Source organism: Ornithinibacillus bavariensis, assembly GCF_050433565.1.
Classification (GTDB): domain Bacteria; phylum Bacillota; class Bacilli; order Bacillales; family Amphibacillaceae; genus Ornithinibacillus; species Ornithinibacillus bavariensis.
On sequence record NZ_JBNPWZ010000012.1, the window covers coordinates 19,748 to 41,033 of the forward strand.

The window sequence follows — 21,286 nt, forward strand, 5'->3', positions numbered from 1 at the left end:
CTAGATAGATTATTCACTAAGCTAGGGAGGGGAAACTTTTGAAAAATGAAAAAGAAAAAATGGTGAATGGTGAACTATATAATCCAGCTGACCCAGTATTAGTTGCGGACAGAATTAATGCTCGTAGGCTAACGAGATTATATAACCAGACCGTTGAAACAGAACTCGAGAAAAGAACAGAAATATTAAAAGACCTATTTGGATCAACTGGAAGTGAAATATATGTAGAGCCATCATTTCGTTGCGACTACGGCTACAATATTCATGTTGGGGAAAACTTCTATGCTAATTTTAATTGTGTATTTTTAGATGTATGTAAAATTAGTATAGGTGATAACTGTTTTATTGCACCAGGTGTTCACATTTATACGGCAACTCATCCACTCAATGCAAAAGAAAGAACCTCAGGAGTAGAATTTGGTAAGGCTGTTAGTATTGGTGGCAACGTCTGGATTGGTGGGGGTTCTATTATTAATCCAGGGGTTACGATAGGTAATAACGTTGTCATTGGTTCTGGAGCTGTTGTGACGAAGGATGTACCAGATAATGTAGTGGTTGGTGGAAACCCTGCAAAAATAATAAAACAGATTGAAAACTAAAATAAATATTAAAGGTAAAGGAATAACACCTCATTAAGAGAGACGTTATTCCTTCCCACAGAAACATATCTATTGAAGATTATTCATATTATCAGATACTTCTTTAGGCACCTTAAAGCTAAATGTTTGTTTTTTAATTTGAAAGTCGATATACGGAACATCCTGAAAAACCATTATCTTAGCGACTTCCTTTAGTTCTTTTTCTTTATCATTGGACCCGCCAAGTTTTTTCGTTTCACTATTAAATAAAATGAATCTCTTTTCAATGCTAGAATTTGAAGGTGCTTTTTCTAGTTTCCACTTATTTATCTGAAGTGCCTGAACAAATTCTTCTTTGCCCTCGTAATCCGTAATGGTTGCTATCACTTCCGAATTATTTTCTCCTAACACTTCAATTTTTTGTGTTTCTTCTAAGCTAGTGTTCCAGTCATTACGATTATCCTCACTCTTTCAGCCAAGTATAATAATAAGAAAACAGATTGCTAACACTAGCAAAACTTTTTTCAGCCTCATTTTATTCTCCTTTAAACATTTGATTATTTTTCTTTACAAATTGTTTATTATTCATCTTTATGTAAGAAGGTTAGTAATACCAACAATTGGTTTCATTCTAACATAGCTTATTCTATGGAGAGAAATAAAGGAAAATATCCGAAAAAAAACGCATTGGAAACTATTCCAATGCGTCACAACATTTTTACTTATTCAGATGCCATATTTACTACTATTTCGCCATCTTTCACTGACACGTGAATTTTGTCTACATTCTCTTCTTCAAGTAAAAGATCTGTTAACGGATCTTCTATTTTATCTTGGATTACTCGGCGTAATGGTCGAGCACCAAATTTAGGATCATAGCCAAGTTTTACAAGTGATTTCTTCGCATCACTAGTTATCGTAATTTCCATATTATTTTCTTTAATCGTGTTCTTCAATTCACCAAGCATTAAGTCAACAATATCCATTAAATTATCTTCACTTAATTCATTGAACTCCACTATAGAATCGAAACGGTTTAAGAACTCTGGTTTAAAATAAGCACTTAAATTTTCTAATGTTGATACAGACTCATGTTTGTCTTTATTAAAGCCAACCGTGATTGGTTTAAAACCTGTTCCAGCATTACTTGTCATGATAATAACAGTATCCTTAAAGCTTACCTTTCTGCCTTGGGAATCTGTTAAATGACCATCCTCCATGATTTGGAGGAAAATATTTTGCACATCAGGATGAGCTTTTTCAATTTCATCTAGCAAGATAATAGAGTATGGACTACGACGAACACGTTCTGTTAATTGACCTGCTTCGTCATGGCCAATATATCCTGGAGGTGCACCGATGATTTTAGACACAGAATGTTTCTCCATGTACTCACTCATATCAAGACGAATTAACACTTCACGCGAACCGAATAACTCTTCGGCTAATGCTTTCGTTAGTTCTGTTTTCCCAACACCAGTAGGGCCAATAAATAAGAAGGAACCGATTGGACGATATTTAGATTTTAGGCCTGCTCGACTGCGTCGAATTGCCTTAGCAACTTTATCTACTGCTTTATCCTGACCAATTACTTTTTTACGAAGATTTTCACCAATATTTTTCATTTTCTCTTGTTCATCAGCTTGTAGCTTCGTTACAGGAATACCCGTTTTCTCTTCAACAATCAATTGTATATCAGAGACATCCACATCTATTACCTGTTCTTCACCTTTTGCCTTTTCCAGCTGCTTTTGTAATTGTATTTCTTGGTAACGAAGATTTGCTGCACGTTCATAATCCTCTTGTTCTGCAGCAGCTTCTTTTTCCTTCACAATTTCATCAATACGCTTTTGAATGGAGACAGAATCGTTTTGTGAATTAGTTAGGTTTAATCGTGAACCAACCTCATCCATTAAATCAATTGCCTTGTCTGGTAAAAAGCGATCCTGAATATAACGTGCAGAAAGTGTAACAAATGCACGGATTGCTTCATCCGAATAGCGAACTTCATGGAATTTTTCAAAACGTTCTTTTAAACCATTTAGTATTTGAATTGCTTCTTCAATAGTTGGTTCCTTTACCATAATTGGTTGGAATCGACGTTCAAGAGCAGCATCTTTTTCTATTTGACGATACTCTTTTAGGGTTGTTGCACCAATTATTTGTAACTCACCGCGGGCTAAGGCAGGCTTTAAAATATTACCTGCATCCATCTGAGAACCTTCTGCAGTTCCTGCACCTACTAAAAGATGGACTTCATCCACAAATAAAATGGTATCCTTTCGTTGATGCAATTCTTTTATTAATTGTTTCATACGTTGTTCAAATTGACCGCGAATGCCAGTATTAGCAACTAGTGAAGCTACATCTAAAAGATATATTTCTTTATTCATTAATTTTGCTGGTACGGCACCCTCAGCAATTTTTAATGCTAGTCCTTCCGCAATTGCTGTTTTACCAACTCCAGGCTCACCAATTAATACGGGATTATTTTTTGTTCTTCTATTTAAGGTCTCAATTACTCGCTTAACCTCTTGATCACGACCAATGACTGGATCAATTTCGCCAGCACGAGCTGCGTCTGTTAAGTTTTTACCGAGCTGATCTAGTAATCCATTACGTTTCTTCGCTTTTTGTTTGGTTTGTGTAGCAGTGTTAGAATTTGCATTTGCGAAACCGTTATCCTGGAAAAAATTTGGTGCAAATGCATCATTTTCTCCATCAAAGAACGGATTTTGGAAAAATCCATTTGCATTCATCATATTTTCTTGGATTTCACGGAAACATGAATTGCAAAGGTGCATCTGCATTTTTTCATCATTAAATTGCATTGCCATGTTAATATTCGCTTCATTTACACCACATTTTTGACATTTCATATTCCATTCCTCCTATTTCATCGTTAACCATTTTAGTAAGATCAATTTGACTTTGACTATCTTTGACCTTATGCCTACATTATACTCTGACCTTTTTTGACTTTCAAGTATTTTGTTATGTTTTTTAGAAATTTATTTTTAGATTGATATGATGGTAGATTTTATAGTGGGTTGGTATCTTGAACTACAATTATTTCGCAGGTTTGAATTTTATATATCGTGTACATTTTGGAGGTTTATATTTTGGTTTATTGAGCATATTATCGTCTCGTTGGGGTTCATACTTTTGACTATTGGGTACATGCTCATCTCGTGAGGCTCATAATCTTTAACTACTAAGCACGAAGAAAAAGACAGCAAGTGCGCTGTCTTCACATCTATTAATTGGACTTAACATTCCTATCTGCTTCTAACTGCCGTAATTCCACTCGTCTAATTTTCCCAGATACTGTTTTGGGAAGCTCTTCGATGAACTCGATCACACGAGGATATTTATAAGGGGCAGTTAAATTTTTTACATGCTCCTGTAATTCCTTCACTAGTTCGTCGGGATCTATTAATATATTTTTCTTTAGCACAACAAATGCCTTAACAATACTTCCCCTAATTTCGTCTGGACTAGCAATAACTGCACACTCTGCCACAAAAGGATGTTTAACTAAGGCATCCTCTACCTCAAAAGGACCGATAGTGTATCCTGAGCTAATGATTATATCATCACTTCGTCCCTCAAACCAAAAATATCCATCTTCATCTTTTCTTGCTCGATCTCCAGTAATATAAAAATCACCACGTCGAGAACGATTAGTACGGTCCGGATCCTTATAATATTCGAGGAATAATGCAGGACTATTTAATCGAACAGCAATGTCACCAACCTCGTTTACTCCCACCGGTTCCCCAAATTCATCAACAATTTCCACATCATTACCAGGGGTTGGTTTACCCATCGAACCTGGCTTCACCTTCATATCCTTCATAACACCCAACAATAACGTATTTTCAGTTTGACCATAGCCATCACGAACGGTAACATGAAAATATTTTTGGAACGTGTTAATTACCTCTACATTTAATGGTTCACCTGCTGAAACTGCACTATTTAAATGTGGAAGGTGATATTTATCTAGGTTATCCACCTTTGCCATCATACGATATTCCGTTGGTGTACAGCAAAGAACATTTATTTCATGTCTTTCTAACAGAGACAAATATTTTTCAGCATGAAACTTTCCGTTATATATAAAACCAGTTGCACCCATACCAAGGACAGACAAGAAAGGACTCCAAATCCACTTTTGCCAACCAGGTCCTGCAGTAGCCCAGACCTTATCCCCTTCTTTTACACAGAGCCAATTTTCTGGTGCTGTTTTCAGATGTGCGAATCCCCAACCATGTGTATGTACAACCCCCTTCGGATTACCAGTCGTACCTGAGGTATAGGAAATAAAAGCAATATCGTCCCGAGTCGTTTCTTCCATATTAAGTTCCATAGAAGCGTCTTCCATCAGTCCATCAAGATACTTCCAGCCATCTACAGATTCTCCAACTACAAATTTAACTAATGAATTATATTCAGAAAGCCCCTTGTATTGCTCTGTAAAGGGATAGTAGCTTACAACACCATTTATTTCACCGTGGCTTATACGGTATTGGAGATCCTGTGTTTTTAGCATTTCAGAACTTGGCACAATGATGATTCCATTCTTAAGTGCTGCCAAGTATACCTCGTATGCTTCAATCATTCTAGGGATCATGACAAGTAGTTTATCGCCTTTTTTCAGACCATTACTTTTAAAAACATTCCCTATTTTATTCATATTTTCTATGAGTTTACCATAAGAAATTTCCCGTATATCTCCACGTTCATTTTCCCAAATTAATGCTTTTCTGTTCGGTTGACTAGCATATTTTTCAACTTCCATTGCGATGTTATAATCCTCTGGTGCTATTAATTCCTCTCTATTCATACAATCACTCCCCTATTATAATTGTAGGGTTTATTATATCAATAATTCTGAAATGTTTAAATATTATTCAGCGAAAAATAAAAAAGAGACAGATTGTCTCTGTCTCAGTTCTACCTTAAAATCCGTATATTCCTTTAGGAACCTTATCTTTTATCACAAATTCGTCCAGACTCTTAAATGTATAGCCATTCTTTTTTAAATCCTGAAGCATTTTTTCCATTGCCATCGCATTATCCTCTGAAACTGCATGCAGTAGAATTATTGCACCAGGGTGCACCTGTTCCATGACTTGGTCATAGGCATACTGCCAGCCCTTTTGTGCATTTGTATTCCAATCAATTATAGCTAATGACCAGAATACATGAATGTACCCTAGTTCATTTGCCCATTCTAATGTTTGTTGATTGAACATCCCCTTGGGTGGTCGAACATACTTTATATCATCTTGACTAGATACCTTCCGAACAGCTTCCTCCAGCGTTTCTAATTCTCTCTTCATGACCTCTTTGGTAAGAATGGTAAAATCGGGATGGTGATACGAGTGGTTTCCGATTATATGTCCTTCATCAACCATTCGCTTAATTAACTCTGGTTGACTATTTACATAATGGCCGGTCACAAAAAACGTTGCAGGGACTTTTTCTTTTTTTAAAACATCCAATATCCCTTCCGTATAGCCCTGTTCATAGCCATTATCAAAGGTTAAGTAAAGTGTCTTTTCACCCGAGTCGTCTACATAATATGCGCCATACTCTTTCAAGATTTCTCCATATCTTCCAACGTCAGGAATCTCATGATCTTTATTTTTTTTATACCCCCAACCATACCCTGCAGCTTCTGTCCCATGAATATTAACGAAAAAAAAGGCAAGAAAAAACACAAAGGCAGTTGGTCGTAAACGATTTATTCTAAACATAATACCCCACCTATTTTTTTCTTACCTTTTGCTAAATGAACTATTTTTATACAGGTTAATACTTCTATGCCTATTACAGGAACAATGCAGCCATCCATCCAAATAAGAATAGTGGAATATTAAAATGAGTAAATGTAGGTACACAGGTGTCCCAAATATGATTATGTTTTCCATCTGCATTTAGTCCTGATGTTGGCCCAAGGGTACTATCTGATGCAGGTGATCCTGCATCACCTAACGCTCCCGCTGTCCCTATTAATGCAGCTGTTGCAATCGGACTAAAACCTGCTGACAAACAAATAGGAACGAATAATGCTGCAATAATTGGAATGGTTCCAAACGATGAGCCGATTCCCATCGTAATTAGTAAACCAACTAGCAGTAAGACAAATGCGATTAGTGCTTTATTATTCCCTAAATATCCAGACGATGCTTCTACTAATGCATCCACTGCACCTGTATCTTTTAAAATAGTCCCATATCCAGATGCAACCAACATAACAAATGCAATAGAACCCATCATACCTACACCATCAGATATTATTTTATCTCCTTTTGAAAATGGAACCACGAAGAAAAGAAACATCAATCCTAAACCAATTAGAGCACCGATTATTAAGCTACCAGAAATTATCTGTGCGATAAGTGCCCCTACAATAGCGAAAACTGTCAGCAAATGCTTCAAATTAAATGAAATATCAGCTGATTGCTTCTCATTATATAACGTTGCATCTTGACCATTAGAAGTATATTCTTTATCCTTACGATACGTTATAAATAAAGCGATGAGTAAACCAACAATCATCCCTAGCCCTGGAATTATCATCGACTTAGCTACTTCTCCCATTGTTATAGTGGCACCATTTTGCACCAATCCATCGTATATGATCCTGTGAAATATAAGTCCAAAACCTGCTGGAATCAAAATATAAGGAGCCTGCAATCCAAATGTTAAGGCAACTGCCACACCTCTTCTATCTACCTGCATCCTATCAAATAATGTTAATAAAGGCGGTATTAATATAGGAATAAAGGCAATATGAACCGGCACAACGTTTTGTGACAAGGATGCGACACCAGCTATAACTAATAAGAGCGTAGTTTTCTTTCCACTCATAATCCGAATTAAATATTTTACTAATATGTTTGTTATGCCTGTATAACTAATCGCAACAGCAAAAGCACCAAGTAATACATAGCTTAGCGCTGTGTTAGCTTGACCACCCATGCCACTAACTAGCATCTCAACAGCTTCTACTATATTTAGCCCTGACATTACCCCAGCAACTATTGCCGCGATAATGATAGATAAAATAACATTAACTCGTAATAAACTTAGAATAACCATTAATAACACTGAAACAACAACGACCCACTCCATATTTTCTTCCCCCTGCATTCCGTTTGCTTTATCACTTTAGTATGATAAAGCAATAAAGCAATTTTATCAACCTCTTATTGTAGAAAAACGGATAGACTTATTTCTAATAGAACGAATACTGTAATCAAAAAGGCTCCGCACGTATGAATGCAGAGCTTTTCCTTCAACTAACTTATCTAACCTCATAAGAAAAAGAAATATGGTCTTGAATCGGAATCCAAGCACCGATACCTTGTTTGGTTACATTTTTTATCACTAATGTAGTTTTAGTCCCTTTCAACTGAATGTAAACCTCTCCAAATGTTACTTTTCCTTTTTCGTTAACTGCAGGAGCAAACGCGTGTAATAATCCGTATTTTTGTGGTTGAACCCCATAGGAATTTTCCTTTTTTGTTCCATTTCCAATGGTTGTATTATAGGATAGGGGGAGCTTTGTTTTTTGCTTTGCTGCCATAATTATCATTTGCTTTACATCGTCTGGATTCGCTATTTTGTTGGTTAGGGCACCTTTTATATTTTTCTGTTCTTGTTGAATATAGTTAATTTTTTGTACTTCTCCACCACCAATATTATTTAGCTCATTAACATTAATTTTTTGATATTCCCAGTTAATATTGGTATCGTCTGATTCATAATTTAGTGGCCATCTTCCTAAAAAAACCATGCCACGATATCCAAAGGCAATTGGAGATGGATTTAAAGTTGTTTCATTGAGCATTTTAATTAAATTTGGATTGGAAATCTTTACTTTTGAGGTATCTATTAATTCTTGTGAAAGCTCACTAGGCTCGATAACCTCTTCATCCTCGGTAGAATTAGGGAAGGTATTTTCCTTTGCAATATCTAATACATGGCTAGGAATATCGAATTTATTCGTTTTTGCCTCTTTTTCCTTAGCAACAGCAGGTAAAGGAAATTGTAATGCAATGAAAATCGTAATTAATGCTATGATGTATTTATTATTCATCTGCCCATTCCTCTCTTTTTGCCTTAGTTTTTTCGAGCACAAATTTTTTATACATAAATAATAGAAAAGTCGGCATGGGCGTACTACACATCACTTAATCTGTTCATTTATTTTATCATCAGGGGGAACAAGCATGATATTAGATCGTTTTCGCTTTTGGATTTTAACATTACTTGTTACAATATCAGGAATGTCACAGGGTATGCTAATGCCACTATTAGCCATCATTCTTGAACAGGCTGGTATCTCATCTTCTATAAATGGGTTACATGCCACAGGTCTCTATATCGGTGTCTTACTCGCTTCGCCATTTATGGAAAAACCGATGCACAAGTATGGCTTTAAACCAATAATCGTAATAGGTGGACTAGTTGTTATCGTCTCTCTTGCCATTTTCCCTATATGGGAATCACTTTGGTTTTGGTTTATTCTCCGCGTTACAATCGGTATAGGCGATAATATGTTACATTTTGGAACACAGACATGGATAACAACTACTGCAGATAAAAACTCTCGTGGTAGAAGCATTTCCATTTACGGCATGTCGTTTGGACTCGGATTTGCAATTGGTCCATTGTTAACACGACTAATAGAATTCCATGAATCCCTACCCTTTATTGTTTCAGCTGCACTTAGTACATTAGTATGGTTACTAATGTTATTCGTTCGAAACAAATGGCCAAAAAATACTGTGGATACAATCTCTACCACAAAGGATAGCTCTATGAGACGATTTATCCAAACGACCAAAATAGCGTGGATTGCCCTTTTACCACCACTTGCCTATGGCTTTTTAGAAGCAACATTGCATGCTACCTTTCCTATTTATGGACTGCGAATTGGTCATAATGTTGACGTGCTCTCACTAATTATTCCATGTTTTGCCGCTGGAAGTTTAGTTTCCCAGCTGCCATTAGGAATTCTTAGTGACAAATATGGCAGAAGACATATTTTACTCGTTATTATTTCTTTAGGTCTATGCTGTTTTTTCGCTGCAGCATTGCTTGAGACATCTTCTGTCTCCTTATTTATCTTATTTTCCTTAGCAGGGGTTTTCGTTGGATCACTTTATTCATTGGGAATATCCTATATGACAGACTTGTTACCAACAGCATTACTACCTGCTGGTAATCTTTTATGCAGTATTGCCTTTAGTGTAGGAAGTCTAGGTGGACCTTATCTAGGCGGACTATTTATCGAGCTTTTTCCTGGAGTTTCATTCTTTTATGTAATAGCTTTTGTATTAGCGATAATAGTAGCCTTAATGCTATTTAAAGGGGATAAGAATGCAGAGATGCTTCCCCTTTAACTTCTTGGTTTTGGAAATGTAAAACAGGAGACCTCATCAGATCTCCTGTTTTACATATTTATTAAACCTTTTTTCCAATCGTTCCTGCAAAAATGCAATTCCAATCCCTATCGGCCAATAAATTAGTGCCACCATAATGTACATTGTCATCGCATCAAAGGTACGTCCAGCTACGATTTGTGCCTTTTGAAAAAGTTCTGGTACAGTAATAATGGCTGCAAGTGATGTTGACAGCATTATACTCAAGAAAACATTCGCCAATGGTGGTATAGCTATTCGAATCGCCTGTGGGAGAATAATAATCCTAAGTGCCTGCCAGTATCCGATGTTCAGTGCTTTAGCTGCTTCCCACTGGCCTTTATCCACACTACTTAATGCTGCTCGATAAATCTCAGCAATATAAGCCGCACTATTTAAACCAAAAGCAATAGAAGCAGCTAGAAACGCAGTAAGCTTAATTCCAATAATCGGTAAGCCATAATAGATAAGAAACAAAAACACAATAATCGGTGTACTTCTCATAAATGAAATATACAGCCGTGATGGCCATCTTAGAACAAGCTTAGCTGATCCTCTTGCCAAAGCTATGAAAAATCCTAATAACAAACCAACTAACATTCCAATGACTGCTAATAAAATTGTTACAGGAACACCCTGCAATAAGAATGGTAAGCTCTCCCACGCTAATTCTGTATCAAACAAATTGTTTAATTGTACGCGATCTATTTCAAACATACGATCACCTTAGTCAATACCCTCAATTTCAATTACTTCTTCTTCAGGTTCCTTCGAGACGTCTAATCCCCCGAAGAACTCACCAGATATTTTCGTTAAGGTACCATCCTCTTTCATATCGGCTATTACTTCATCTATCTTCTCTAAAAGCACTTTAGCCTCTTTTGAAACGACTACATTATTTGTTGTTGGATGAAAGCGAAGGTCCGGATGTAGCGTAATATTGAACTCAGGAAATGCAGTAATCGCAAGCTTTTGTAAATAGTAATCATTTATTACTACGTCTGTTCGCCCATTATGAACATCACGAAGATAAGCATCATTCGTCACATTACCATATGTAACAACCTCAGCATCAAATTTTCTAGCAATATCACTATAAACTGTAGTTGCCGCACCTCCAGCTTTTTTCCCTTTTAAATCTTCTAATGTATGAATTCCTGATAAATCATCTGCCCTTACAATCATCGTTGCAAATGAATATTTAATCGGTTCAGAAAAACCAAATTTATCTCGACTTGCCTCACGTGGACCTGCTTGGATCATATCAACACGTCCACTCTGCAATGCAGAAAGCATCGCATCAAAAGCCATCGTCTCGAATTTAACGTCAACCCCTAAACGTTTACCAATTTCACGAGCAACTTCTACATCATATCCAGTCAGCTCCTCTGATCCTTCTGGATAATAAGATGCTGGAAATAATGTCCCAGCTGTCCCTACAACAATCTCGCCAGATTCTTGGATTGATGCCCAAATTTTATCTTCTGTTTTTTCTTCCGTATCGTTCCCACATGCTGATAAGAGCAGAAAAATACTAGATAAGATGGTTAACCAAATAATTTTTTTCACAATAACTCCCCCTTTTTAACCTGTTACATATTTTCAACAATTCTGATTGTAACAGTATATATTATTCATAGCAATATAATTACTCACAGAGAAAAAGCTGTATTCGCATTATTATTAGATGAAATGTAACAATATGTAGGTTAGACTGAAAAATTGACATTACTAGTATTCATGTTAAACTATAATAAATATTACATTATAATAATTATAATTTAGGTAGGGATATATCATCTTAGGAGGGGAAAATATTGCATTTACTTTCAAGACATAAATTAGATGAACGTTCATTTACAAAATCCAAGGTAGCATCTTGGGAAAAAGTATTTTCTAATCTAGAATTAATTGCTGCTTTCATAAGTGGGGCAATCATACTAATTACATGGCTTTCAAAAGAGCATCTTTCGGATACCACGTGGGTTATATTACATCTATTTGCATTTGCTATTGGCGGATATGCAAAAGCAAAAGAAGGAATTACCGAAACAGTAAAAAATAAAGAACTAAATGTAGAATTGCTTATGATTTTCGCTGCTATCGGTTCTACTATTATTGGTTATTGGACAGAAGGAGCCATACTGATATTTATTTTCGCTTTGTCTGGTGCACTAGAGACATATACAACAAATAAGAGCAATAAAGAAATTTCTGCACTTCTAAAATTACAGCCGGAAACAGCTACTGTGATTAAAAATGGTTCAGAACAAATAGTTCCAGTAGAAGAATTAGTAATAGGAAATAAAATTCTCGTGCGTGCCGGGGAGAGAATCCCTGCTGATGGGATGATAATAAAGGGCACTACATCAATAGATGAAAGTGCGATTACCGGTGAATCGATACCAGTTTTAAAAGAAAGAAACGAACAAGTCCTAGCTGGGACAGTTTCGATCGATGGGACCATCACAATTGAAATTACAAAACAAGCCAATGATACCATGTTCCAGAAGATTATTAATCTAGTCCAATCCGCACAAGAAGAAAAATCCCCTTCTCAACAATTTATAGATAAGTTCGAAGGGACATATGTAAAGTTTGTTCTTGTTGTGTTTTTGATTATGCTATTCTTACCTTACCTTTTATTTGATTGGTCCTTAGAAGACAGTATTTATCGAGCAATCATTCTTCTAGTGGTTGCATCACCCTGTGCATTGGTTGCTTCGATTATGCCAGCAACTTTATCTGCTATTTCAAATGGTGCTAGGATTGGTGTGCTATTTAAAGGCGGCATACACATAGAAAATCTTAGTCAGATCAAGGCTATTGCATTTGACAAAACAGGTACCTTAACAACTGGAAAACTAGCCGTAACAGATTATTACATTACACCTGATATGGATCAAAATACTATCATTGGAATTACTGGTGAAATTGAAAATGGGTCTTCACATCCGGTTGCCAATGCTATCTCCTCTTTCAGTATAAATAATAGTTTGAAAGGAGATTGGGAAATTTCGAATATAAAGACCGTTAGCGGTAATGGTGTAGAAGCATGTGTAGATGGTCAGCTATGGAAGATTGGCAAAGCTAATTATGTAGGCATTGAGCTGGCAGAAGCCTTTCATGGCGGAATAATGAAGAAGCACCAAAGTGAAGGAAAAACCATTGTTTTCGTAAAAGCAAATGAAAAAATAGTAGCACTATATGCCTTAAAGGACTCTATACGAGAAGATGCTAAAGAATTAATTCATAATCTAAGTAAGCTTGGTGTAGAAACAGTTATGTTAACAGGGGATAATGAATTAACTGCTAAAGAAATCGCTAAGGAATCTGGTATTACACATTATATTGCTAATTGCCTCCCCGAAGAAAAAGTAACACATATAAAAAAACTTAAAGAAACTTATGAGAATGTAGCAATGGTTGGTGATGGAATAAATGATGCTCCAGCACTAGCTACAGCTAATCTCGGTATTGCAATGGGAGAAGGAACTGATGTCGCACTAGAAACTGCTGACGTTGTTCTTATGAAAAGTGATCTAGTCAAGATTACTAAAGCTATAAAGCTTTCTAGTAGAATGAACCAAATCATCAAACAAAATGTATTCTTCTCCATTAGTGTTATTGCTATCTTGATTCTATCCAACTACTTTCAAGCCTTGGATTTACCACTTGGAGTATTAGGTCACGAAGGTAGTACTATCCTTGTAATCCTAAATGGGTTACGGCTATTAAAATAAGCTCCTTTGGGGGTTATCCCCTAGGAGCTTTATTACATTTTGATAAGTGTTGCGTTTATAATTCCACCAACAATTACAATAAATGCTGATATATAAAACCATATCATCAACGATATTACTGCCCCTAAACTACCATACATGGTTGAATAATGCGCTAGATTGGCTACATAATAGGAGAAAACATAGGAAGTTAATTGCCATGCTATGGTAGAAAAAAGCGAACCCCAAAATACATCTTTAAAACGTACTTTCGCATTTGGGGCAAAGCGATATAGAAAAAGAAATACGATAAAAAACACAATTGATGTAAATACCCATCTGAGCATTTCCCACACTGTTACAAAGTCGTCGGATAAACCAAAAAACGAGAATAAATAAATCCCGATCATTTTTCCTAGGACAGGAAGCAAAATAGCAAGAAACAATATACCAACCATTGCAATCGTAAATACTACTGCTATAAACCTAGAAAAAATAAATGAACGATTCTCTTCAACCTCGTAAGCACTATTTAATACCCTCATAATTGCATTAATCCCATTTGAAGCTACCCATAATGTACCAATTATTCCTATCGACAACAGATGACCATTTTGTTGCTCAACCAATTGCTGGACGTTTTCCTCAATCAATTGCATCGAATCTCGTGGAGCCACTGATGATAGCATTAAGGTCAAGATATCAGTATTTATAGGAAGATACCCAAGCAATGTCACCAATACAACTAGTAAGGGGAAAAGAGATAATAGAAAAAAATAAGCTAACTGTGCAGATAATCCAAATGCTTGTTCCTCGTATATTCGCCCAATTAGCTTTTTTAAGAAAGCTTTTGCCTTTTGCAAGCCATCCCCTCCCAACTAACATTATCCCTCTATTCTTTTTGGTTTTGACAATTTTTCTAATGAGTTTTCAACTTGTTCAAGTGCATTCATAGCATTTTGCGCTTGGTAACTGAAGCTTTCACTAAATTCTTCTACCGCAATTCTTGCATTACGAATCCCTTGTGTTGGATTATGAATAAAGTTAGATGACTTATCTCTAATTATTCTTAATTTATGCTTTGAATAATTTCTAGTCTCCCAGTCACATAGCGCTACAACTCCACCCACTGCTGCACCAATAACCATACTAGTGATTAATCTTCTCTTTCCCATCTGTTCGTTCGCTCCTTTTTATTAGATGTTATGGTTGTCCCGAATATACGAAAGTAAATGCCCACATCCTTTTGAAACTAACTCATAAGTATAGTCAAAATCTCCCGTATAATAAGGATCTGGAATATTTTCTTCCTTCGCTTCTGGTACGAATTCCATCAATTTTGCTATCCTGACATGACCATCGTCCGAATTAATTTGATATAGGTCTTTTATATTTTGGTCATCCATCGCAATAATATAATCAAAATCATCCCAATCCTGTTTTGACACCTGTCTCGCTTTCAAGCCAGCATAGTTTATATGATATTTATCTAAAATTTTTCTTGTTCCCTCATGAGGTGGTTCTCCAACATGCCAGTTCCCAATTCCACCAGAATCTACTTTAATTGCATTGGATAAATTATTCCTATTTACAAGGTCACGAAATATCGCCTCTGCCATTGGCGAACGGCAAATATTTCCTAGACAAACAAATAATACATGAATCATCTATTATTCCACCTTTCAACTCCTATTATAATCCTATAATTACCATTGTTTAAATGAAAAGTATGAAAAATAGAATCTATTGTCTTTATCTGTCAAACAAGTCATTTTCTAAGAAATCTTTTATACATATGATATAGATAAAAGAATTATTAAAAAGGGAGGGATAAATGATGCAGGCTGTAATAAATAATATTAGTAATTTTGTATGGGGACCACCAATGTTGATTCTGATTGTAGGGACAGGTATCTATTTAACTCTACGTCTAGGATTTCTACAAATTCGCACCCTTCCATATGCACTACGACTCGCTTTTAGCCCTAAACGTCAGGATAAAAAGTCAAAAGGAGATATTAGTCACTATCAAGCACTTACTACTGCAATGGCGGCAACAATCGGTACAGGAAATATTGTTGGAGTTGCAACGGCTGTTGTACTAGGGGGGCCAGGAGCAGTTTTTTGGATGTGGATTACTGCATTATTCGGTATGGCAACAAAGTATGCTGAGGCTATACTTGCTGTCAAATACCGAGTAGAAAATAGTAAGGGTGAAATGTCTGGTGGTCCGATGTATTACTTAGAAAGAGGGTTAAATGCCAAATGGTTAGGAATATTATTTGCTCTATTTGGTGCTGTCGCAGCATTTGGTATTGGAAATATGGTCCAATCCAACTCCGTATCCGATGCTTTGGAGAGCTCATTTAATATTCCAACATGGGCAACTGGAATTGCTCTCACTATATTAGCTGGCTTAGTTATCATTGGTGGAATTAAAAGTATCGGAAAGGTGACAGCATTCTTTGTACCAATAATGGCATTATTTTATGTCATCGGTGGTCTTATCATTATCTTCATGAATCTTTCAATTGTTCCAGATGCTATTGCTCTTATATTTACAGATGCCTTTTCCGCTAGTGCTGTAGGTGGTGGAATTCTCGGTACTGTTATCCGTTATGGAGTTGCACGTGGAGTTTTCTCAAATGAAGCAGGTTTAGGCTCAGCACCAATAGCGGCAGCAGCTGCAAAAACGGACTACCCTGGCAGACAGGCCTTAGTATCCATGACACAAGTATTTATCGATACTATTATTGTGTGTTCTATCACAGGAATAACCATTGTTATGGCTGGCTTAGCTGATAGCGGCCTTGAGGGTGGCCCATTAACCATGGCTTCCTTTGAACTTTTCCTAGGAGAAACTGGAGCACATATCGTTACAATTGGTATCGTGTTATTCGCTTTCTCAACGATTGTCGGCTGGTCTTATTATGGAGAAAAATGCTTTGCTTATCTATTTAATAACGATAAAGTAGTTCCAATATATCGTGTACTCTTCGTTCTAGCTGTTCTCTATGGTTCTATCGAAACACTTGACTTAGTCTGGGGAATCTCTGATGTCATGAACGCATTAATGGCAGTGCCTAACTTAATCGGAATTCTAGGATTAACGGGTGTGGTCGTATACGAAACCAAGAAATTCCTAGAGGTTGCCAAAAAGGAAAAAGAGCAAGAACGAATAAGTAATACGTAATAAATATAAAGGAAGAATTTAGAAAAGCATTCGTCAACCTGCTTGTTGGCGGATGCCTTTTAAGTTTCAAAGTACACTAATAAATTCTCACTTTAACTAATCCTCAAGTAATATCCCTGCTATTCTTAAAGCCTCACATGCCTCATCAAGAATTAATTCATTCTCCGCTTCAATGGTATGTAAGTGTACACCTTCTGTAAGCTGGGAAAGAAGCGATGCACCTGTGTTATTCAGTTCATCAAGAAAAGTATTAACATCTTTTCTATTTTTCAGCATCAATGATCCTGTGATATCGCCATAAATAGGATGTTCTACCATGACATTTCGTATTACAACTCCATGATCAACTAATATATACAGCTCCTCTGCTGTCTGTTCGGCTGTGTGCTTTACTACTATTACTCTAGAAGCATGCTGTTCATAATTATTTTCCCGCAAGTAAATATATCCTCTGGCAGTCGCTATAATTGGCTCACCTGTTGCTTTTAATAGAGAAATATCCTGAACAATGACCTGACGACTTACATTGGTTCGCTCTGATATCTCCTTTCCAGTTAGGGGCTCACTTTCTTCCTTTAACCACGATAGTATTAGTTTCCGCCTATTTTCCCCTAAAATCTTATTCGTTTCCCCACTCATTCTCTATTAACCTCCACATCAAAATTTTATCAGGAATAGTGCTAAATGTTATTTCTATTATAGCTAACTTTCTTAGACAAAGCATTTGAGGAGATAAAAAAATCAATTGCAAATTAGAGCTATTTGTGTAAATATATGTGTAAAGACATATGTAAACATTATTTTGTATTAGTATGGGGTTTACAACTTGTGGAGGAGATAAGAAATGGAGAAAAGAAAATCAAATTGGTTTTGGGGAATAGTTATTAGTTTCACCATCCTATTAGCCTATATCGTACCATACACTATTCTTTCCAAAGTACACGCCTGGAATGGTAGCTTCCTATACTGGACTATAACAGGCATTATTATCATCATAGCGAATTTATTTATCACTAGAGGCTGGAGGGATTAGCTTGAATACTAGTCTTGTTATTTGGGGAATTGTTATTTATACCATTGTTGCTTCTCTGATTGCGATTTTATCAAGAAAAGGGAATCTACCTGGGATGTCGGGCTATTTTATAGGAAATCGTAAAATGAACGGAATTCTGTCCGCACTTAGCTATAGTGCTACAACCTATAGTGCATTTATGATGGTAGGACTTGCAGGGCTAACCTATCAAGGGGGTGTAGGGGCATTAGGCTTTGAAATTGTTTATTTTACAGGGGTTTCACTCATTTTGATCTTCGGGCCAAGATTTTGGTTAATAGGAAAGAAAAATGGCTATGTTACACCTTCAGAAATGGTTGGAGATCGTTATAAGAGCAAGGCTGTTGCGGCTGTAATTGCACTCGTTAGCTGCTTGTTTTTAATTCCGTATAGTGCAGTTCAGCTTGCAGGAGTCGGCTACCTACTCCAAGGAATGACCAATAATTCTATTCCATTTACTGTTGGAGTTATTATTGCTGTTATCTTAGCATTGTTCTTTTCCTATACTGCTGGTATCCGCTCTGTTGTTTGGACTGATTCATTACAGGCAATATTTATGATTATTACCTCAACACTAGTAGTCATTCTAATTGTTCATTCATTAGGAGGGTTTACTCAATTCTTTGCGAATATTCAAGCTACAAAGCCTGAGTCTCTATCGGTTCCAGGAAATGGCTACTTTAGCTTCATTACATTTCTTAGCTTAACCATACCATGGTTCTTCTTTAGCATATCAAATCCACAGGTTAGCCAACGGATGTTTATGCCAAACTCCTTTAAGGGGTTACGTCAGATGCTAATTGGGTTTCTAATATTTGGACTCATTTATACGTTAGTTTCCGTTTTATGGGGATTCTCAGCTTTACAGCTTTATCCTGATTTAGACAATGCAGACCTAGCAACGCCTAGCTTATTATCTTCTAGTGTCGTCCCACCACTATTAGGTGTTATCGTTATGGTAGGTATCCTAGCAGCAGCTGTATCAACCATTGACTCTATTATGTTAACCTTATCTTCCATGTTTGCTCGGGACGTATATGGAAATATGAAAAGTCGACCAGATGATAGCAAACAATTAAAGGTAGGAAAGATAGTCATTCCAGTAATTGCTATCCTGGCATATGCCTTTGCCGAATTAGAATTAAATTTGATAGCTGTATTATCCGTAGCAGCTTCCTCTGGATTAATTGTCGCCGTTCCTGCAACAATAGGAGCTTTTTTCTGGAAAAGAGGTACTGCACCTGCTGTCCTTTCAAGTGTATTAGTCAGTGCGTTCTTAGTATTGTTCTTGGAAGCGACTGGCACTAAACCATTCGGACTTGGATCAGGGATTTGGGGGCTTCTCGTATCAACACTCTTATTTGTAGGGGTTAGTCTCTTCACCAAGGCTCCAAAGGAAAAAGCAGAGGAATTTATTTCTATAATGAAAAATTATCATCGAAAAGTTAGCACGAACAAAAATGGATGAAAAATATTAATAATATAAATACGCCAAAAGAGCCTGTAAGTATATCTCACAGGCTCTTTATTAGATTATATACCGAAGTAGAATCAGAATTTGTCGCTATATATTAGAAAACTAATTCGCTAAAGGCGCAATACAAGCTTCATCATTGTTCTTAGCAGTATTAACATAGTTTGAAACATTATAAGCTGCAAATTTTTCTGGTTCTAGGTTAAAGAGAAATTCATGTGCTTTATTAGGTTCCATCACTTCTGGTGCAATCCATTCATCCTCCTTATTCTTCGGAAGGATAATTGGCATTCGATGATGTATCTCCTTCATAAAAGGATTTGCTTCACGTGTTAATATCGTGCAAGTAAACAAGTCCTTTCCATCATGGCTCCACCTATCCCACAAACCTGCAAAAGTAAAAAGCTTTCGGTCCGTTAAGTGGATGCGCTTAGGTTGTTTCGTATCCCCTATTCGTTGCCATTCATAAAAGCTATCAGCTACTATTAAACAACGCTTACGCTTCATAAGATTTTTAAAGCTAGGCTTTTGATGTGCAGATTCACTTCTGGCATTAATCATTTTATAGCCAATCCTGTCATCTGTTGCGAATGAAGGAACAAGCCCCCAGCGTAAATATCCTGCTCGCTTCGCTTTTCCATCGTTAATAATAGCTAACACTTTTTGACCTGGAGCAATATTAAAGCTAGGCTGATAATCATCAATCTCTTGTTGAATTCCATACTCCTCTAAAATTTCTAGCTCATCTGCTAAAAGCGTGTACCTCCCACACATGAAAATACCTCCTTCAACATAGCTATTAGAAAACACTTAAATCCCACTGAGAGGCAATATGCTTCAATAGCTTTATACCTGCTATACTGTTCCCTCTATCTTCTAATGCCGGTCCATAAACTCCAATTCCACAACCTTCTATAAAAGGAAGGTATCTTTCTCTTACCCTTGGTGGTGCTACCGCCATGATTCCACCAGAGACCCCACTTTTTGCAGGGATTCCAACATAGGTAGCAAATTTTCCTGATGCATCATACATACCACAGGTTAGCATTAAGGCTTTTACAATTCGAGCTATTTGTCGTGGAATGATTTCTCCCTCACCAAAGGGATCCCTTCCATCATTGGCAAGTATTAAACCAATCCTTGCTAAGTCATCAACCGTTATTTCAATGGAGCATTGCTTAAAATAAGTCTCTAATGTTAATTCAAGATTAGACTCCAAAAATCCTGTCTCCACTAAATAATAACCAATTGCCCTATTTCTAGCCGAAGACTCCTCCTCTGATTCAAATACAGCCTGATTTATAGTAGGGCGATAGCCAATCATTTTTTCCAATAGCTTTAAAATCGGTTCTAGTTTTTCCATTGCCGTCTTACCATTTAACATTGATGTAACGGTTAATGCACCTGCATTCACAAAAGGATTTAACGGTTTATCAATGCTTTTCATTTCCAAGTGCATGATAGAATTAAATGCCTCCCCGGTCGGTTCAACGTCAACCCGGTCAAGAACATAACCAATCCCCTTTTCCATACAGGCCACCATAAAACTAATTACTTTAGAAATGCTTTGGATTGTAAACGGAATATCCGTATCACCTGATTTAACAATCATGCCATTCTTTCCATGAATAGAAATTCCAAGATGGTTTGGATTTGCTTTTGCCAAAATTGGAATATAGGATGCTACTTGTCCCTCTTTTGTATGCTTTCGATAAAAATCAACCCAATCATCTACATATCCTTGCAACCAGTCTTTGTCTGCCTTTGTGCTCCAATTCACAGTACCCTGAACCATCTATTTCACCTCAAAAAACTATTCGACAAAAAT

General features: G+C 36.6%; 20 protein-coding genes. 6 read left to right on the plus strand and 14 right to left on the minus strand.

The genetic code is table 11. The features are described 5' to 3' along the window. Window positions 1-38 precede the first annotated feature (38 nt). A complete protein-coding gene (locus tag HNR27_RS15695; RefSeq protein WP_429340442.1) occupies window positions 39-599 on the plus strand; it encodes a maltose acetyltransferase domain-containing protein in 561 nt (186 codons plus the stop codon). A gap of 69 nt (window positions 600-668) precedes the next feature. Here HNR27_RS15695 and HNR27_RS15700 read toward each other — a convergent pair whose 3' ends face one another. The 6 genes from HNR27_RS15700 to HNR27_RS15725 all read right to left on the minus strand — a co-directional run bounded on the left by HNR27_RS15700 (window position 669) and on the right by HNR27_RS15725 (window position 8,691). Next, window positions 669-965 carry a hypothetical protein gene (locus HNR27_RS15700; RefSeq protein WP_429340443.1) on the minus strand — a complete coding sequence of 99 codons (297 nt, stop codon included), beginning with the start codon at window positions 963-965 and terminating at the stop codon, window positions 669-671. 335 nt (window positions 966-1,300) lie between these two features. Beyond that, on the minus strand, window positions 1,301-3,457 hold the full coding sequence (locus HNR27_RS15705; RefSeq protein ID WP_429340444.1) for an ATP-dependent Clp protease ATP-binding subunit: 2,157 nt from the start codon (window positions 3,455-3,457) through the stop codon (window positions 1,301-1,303). A 380-nt stretch (window positions 3,458-3,837) separates the two neighbouring features. Beyond that, the gene (mbcS, locus tag HNR27_RS15710; protein WP_429340445.1) at window positions 3,838-5,427 is read right to left on the minus strand and encodes an acyl-CoA synthetase MbcS; all 1,590 of its coding nucleotides are present in this window, start codon (window positions 5,425-5,427) and stop codon (window positions 3,838-3,840) included. 115 nt (window positions 5,428-5,542) lie between these two features. Next, window positions 5,543-6,343: a delta-lactam-biosynthetic de-N-acetylase gene (pdaA, locus tag HNR27_RS15715; RefSeq protein WP_212921348.1), complete on the minus strand. Its 801-nt coding sequence runs from the start codon at window positions 6,341-6,343 to the stop codon at window positions 5,543-5,545. A 73-nt stretch (window positions 6,344-6,416) separates the two neighbouring features. Beyond that, the gene (locus tag HNR27_RS15720) at window positions 6,417-7,724 is read right to left on the minus strand and encodes a Na+/H+ antiporter family protein (RefSeq protein ID WP_429340446.1); all 1,308 of its coding nucleotides are present in this window, start codon (window positions 7,722-7,724) and stop codon (window positions 6,417-6,419) included. A gap of 172 nt (window positions 7,725-7,896) precedes the next feature. Then, the gene (locus tag HNR27_RS15725) at window positions 7,897-8,691 is read right to left on the minus strand and encodes a YfkD famly protein (RefSeq protein ID WP_212921350.1); all 795 of its coding nucleotides are present in this window, start codon (window positions 8,689-8,691) and stop codon (window positions 7,897-7,899) included. A gap of 133 nt (window positions 8,692-8,824) precedes the next feature. On the opposite strand from HNR27_RS15725, the gene HNR27_RS15730 reads away from it, so the two are divergent. Further along, window positions 8,825-10,000 (plus strand): MFS transporter, encoded by a 1,176-nt coding sequence (locus tag HNR27_RS15730; RefSeq protein WP_212921351.1) that lies wholly within the window; start codon window positions 8,825-8,827, stop codon window positions 9,998-10,000. Window positions 10,001-10,036: 36 nt separating this feature from the next. Here HNR27_RS15730 and HNR27_RS15735 read toward each other — a convergent pair whose 3' ends face one another. Both HNR27_RS15735 and HNR27_RS15740 read right to left on the minus strand, forming a co-directional pair. After that, on the minus strand, window positions 10,037-10,735 hold the full coding sequence (locus HNR27_RS15735) for an amino acid ABC transporter permease (protein ID WP_429340447.1): 699 nt from the start codon (window positions 10,733-10,735) through the stop codon (window positions 10,037-10,039). Window positions 10,736-10,744: 9 nt separating this feature from the next. Beyond that, the gene (locus HNR27_RS15740; RefSeq protein ID WP_429340448.1) at window positions 10,745-11,587 is read right to left on the minus strand and encodes a transporter substrate-binding domain-containing protein; all 843 of its coding nucleotides are present in this window, start codon (window positions 11,585-11,587) and stop codon (window positions 10,745-10,747) included. Window positions 11,588-11,835: 248 nt separating this feature from the next. Here HNR27_RS15740 and HNR27_RS15745 point away from each other — a divergent pair, with 248 nt between their 5' ends. Then, entirely contained in the window at window positions 11,836-13,761 is a 1,926-nt protein-coding gene (locus HNR27_RS15745) for a heavy metal translocating P-type ATPase (RefSeq protein WP_429340449.1), read from the plus strand. A gap of 32 nt (window positions 13,762-13,793) precedes the next feature. Here HNR27_RS15745 and HNR27_RS15750 read toward each other — a convergent pair whose 3' ends face one another. From HNR27_RS15750 to HNR27_RS15760, 3 genes are read right to left on the minus strand one after another with little or no spacing between them, the layout of a single operon-like run. Beyond that, a complete protein-coding gene (locus HNR27_RS15750; protein WP_429340450.1) occupies window positions 13,794-14,603 on the minus strand; it encodes a YihY/virulence factor BrkB family protein in 810 nt (269 codons plus the stop codon). 21 nt (window positions 14,604-14,624) lie between these two features. Continuing rightward, window positions 14,625-14,915, minus strand: coding sequence for a YtxH domain-containing protein (locus HNR27_RS15755; protein WP_429340451.1), 291 nt, complete (start codon window positions 14,913-14,915; stop codon window positions 14,625-14,627). A 21-nt stretch (window positions 14,916-14,936) separates the two neighbouring features. Beyond that, window positions 14,937-15,407, minus strand: a complete 471-nt coding sequence (locus HNR27_RS15760; protein WP_212921357.1) for a low molecular weight protein-tyrosine-phosphatase — start codon at window positions 15,405-15,407, stop codon at window positions 14,937-14,939. A gap of 170 nt (window positions 15,408-15,577) precedes the next feature. Between HNR27_RS15760 and HNR27_RS15765 the strand changes: the two genes are divergently transcribed. After that, a complete protein-coding gene (locus HNR27_RS15765; RefSeq protein WP_212921578.1) occupies window positions 15,578-16,933 on the plus strand; it encodes an alanine/glycine:cation symporter family protein in 1,356 nt (451 codons plus the stop codon). Window positions 16,934-17,029: 96 nt separating this feature from the next. Here HNR27_RS15765 and HNR27_RS15770 read toward each other — a convergent pair whose 3' ends face one another. Next, window positions 17,030-17,572, minus strand: a complete 543-nt coding sequence (locus HNR27_RS15770) for a transcription repressor NadR (protein ID WP_212921358.1) — start codon at window positions 17,570-17,572, stop codon at window positions 17,030-17,032. A 205-nt stretch (window positions 17,573-17,777) separates the two neighbouring features. Between HNR27_RS15770 and HNR27_RS15775 the strand changes: the two genes are divergently transcribed. After that, window positions 17,778-17,966: a hypothetical protein gene (locus HNR27_RS15775; protein WP_212921359.1), complete on the plus strand. Its 189-nt coding sequence runs from the start codon at window positions 17,778-17,780 to the stop codon at window positions 17,964-17,966. 1 nt (window position 17,967) lies between these two features. Continuing rightward, window positions 17,968-19,452 carry a sodium:solute symporter family protein gene (locus HNR27_RS15780; RefSeq protein WP_429340452.1) on the plus strand — a complete coding sequence of 495 codons (1,485 nt, stop codon included), beginning with the start codon at window positions 17,968-17,970 and terminating at the stop codon, window positions 19,450-19,452. A 111-nt stretch (window positions 19,453-19,563) separates the two neighbouring features. Here HNR27_RS15780 and HNR27_RS15785 read toward each other — a convergent pair whose 3' ends face one another. Both HNR27_RS15785 and HNR27_RS15790 read right to left on the minus strand, forming a co-directional pair. Further along, window positions 19,564-20,232 carry an SOS response-associated peptidase gene (locus HNR27_RS15785; protein ID WP_212921361.1) on the minus strand — a complete coding sequence of 223 codons (669 nt, stop codon included), beginning with the start codon at window positions 20,230-20,232 and terminating at the stop codon, window positions 19,564-19,566. Between the two features lie 25 nt (window positions 20,233-20,257). Then, window positions 20,258-21,253 (minus strand): glutaminase, encoded by a 996-nt coding sequence (locus HNR27_RS15790; RefSeq protein ID WP_212921362.1) that lies wholly within the window; start codon window positions 21,251-21,253, stop codon window positions 20,258-20,260. Window positions 21,254-21,286: the final 33 nt, after the last annotated feature.

What these genes read in the sequence shown, in the direction of transcription:
- HNR27_RS15705 (WP_429340444.1), bottom strand. Translation starts at nt 3,457, where the DNA reads ATGAAATGTCAAAAATGTGGTGTAAATGAAGCGAATATTAACATGGCA.
- mbcS (WP_429340445.1), bottom strand. Translation starts at nt 5,427, where the DNA reads ATGAATAGAGAGGAATTAATAGCACCAGAGGATTATAACATCGCAATG.
- pdaA (WP_212921348.1), bottom strand. Translation starts at nt 6,343, where the DNA reads ATGTTTAGAATAAATCGTTTACGACCAACTGCCTTTGTGTTTTTTCTT.
- HNR27_RS15720 (WP_429340446.1), bottom strand. Translation starts at nt 7,724, where the DNA reads ATGGAGTGGGTCGTTGTTGTTTCAGTGTTATTAATGGTTATTCTAAGT.
- HNR27_RS15725 (WP_212921350.1), bottom strand. Translation starts at nt 8,691, where the DNA reads ATGAATAATAAATACATCATAGCATTAATTACGATTTTCATTGCATTA.
- HNR27_RS15730 (WP_212921351.1), top strand. Translation starts at nt 8,825, where the DNA reads ATGATATTAGATCGTTTTCGCTTTTGGATTTTAACATTACTTGTTACA.
- HNR27_RS15735 (WP_429340447.1), bottom strand. Translation starts at nt 10,735, where the DNA reads ATGTTTGAAATAGATCGCGTACAATTAAACAATTTGTTTGATACAGAA.
- HNR27_RS15755 (WP_429340451.1), bottom strand. Translation starts at nt 14,915, where the DNA reads ATGGGAAAGAGAAGATTAATCACTAGTATGGTTATTGGTGCAGCAGTG.
- HNR27_RS15760 (WP_212921357.1), bottom strand. Translation starts at nt 15,407, where the DNA reads ATGATTCATGTATTATTTGTTTGTCTAGGAAATATTTGCCGTTCGCCA.
- HNR27_RS15765 (WP_212921578.1), top strand. Translation starts at nt 15,578, where the DNA reads ATGCAGGCTGTAATAAATAATATTAGTAATTTTGTATGGGGACCACCA.
- HNR27_RS15770 (WP_212921358.1), bottom strand. Translation starts at nt 17,572, where the DNA reads ATGAGTGGGGAAACGAATAAGATTTTAGGGGAAAATAGGCGGAAACTA.
- HNR27_RS15775 (WP_212921359.1), top strand. Translation starts at nt 17,778, where the DNA reads ATGGAGAAAAGAAAATCAAATTGGTTTTGGGGAATAGTTATTAGTTTC.
- HNR27_RS15785 (WP_212921361.1), bottom strand. Translation starts at nt 20,232, where the DNA reads ATGTGTGGGAGGTACACGCTTTTAGCAGATGAGCTAGAAATTTTAGAG.
- HNR27_RS15790 (WP_212921362.1), bottom strand. Translation starts at nt 21,253, where the DNA reads ATGGTTCAGGGTACTGTGAATTGGAGCACAAAGGCAGACAAAGACTGG.